The organism is Chitiniphilus eburneus, assembly GCF_005048205.1.
GTDB classification, from domain to species: Bacteria; Pseudomonadota; Gammaproteobacteria; order Burkholderiales; family Chitinibacteraceae; genus Chitiniphilus; species Chitiniphilus eburneus.
Genome location: NZ_SUMF01000094.1, coordinates 1 through 500, shown reverse-complemented (window position 1 = coordinate 500; position 500 = coordinate 1). Strand labels below are relative to the sequence as shown.

1 protein-coding gene is annotated in these 500 nt (G+C 70.4%); it reads left to right on the top strand.

All coding sequences use genetic code 11. From position 1 onward, the window contains the following. The coding region (locus FAZ21_RS20110; protein WP_136775200.1) for a lysozyme at positions 1-500 on the top strand (500 nt) is incomplete at both ends.

Here is a 500-nt window from a genome sequence, read left to right as displayed (position 1 = left end):
CATCAGGACCAGCCGCGCCAGCGCTGGCGCCATGATGCCGGCAAGGCTCGCCCGGCCGCCGTCGCGGTGGCGGCGATGTTGGCGCTGGCCACGCCGCTGGCGATGCAGTGGGAGGGCAAACATAACACCACCTACCTCGACATCGGCGGCGTGCCGACCGCCTGCTACGGCCAGACCGGCGCCCAGGTGCGGCTGGACGCCACCTATGCCGATGCCACTTGCGATGCCTGGCTGCGACAGGAACTGGGCGAGCGCTACCAGCAACTGGCGCGGTGCATCCCGGTTGAGATGGCGCCGCATCAGGCGGCTGCGCTGACCGTGTTTGCCTACAACGTCGGCGTCTCGGCAGCGTGCAATTCGGCGGCAGCGCGCTACGCCCGCGCCGGTGACTGGCCGAGCGCTTGCCGCGCGATCCAGCTCAATGACCACGGCAAACCCGCGTGGAGCTATGTCGGTGGCCAGTACATCCAGGGCCTCGCCAACCGCCGCGCCGCCGAGCG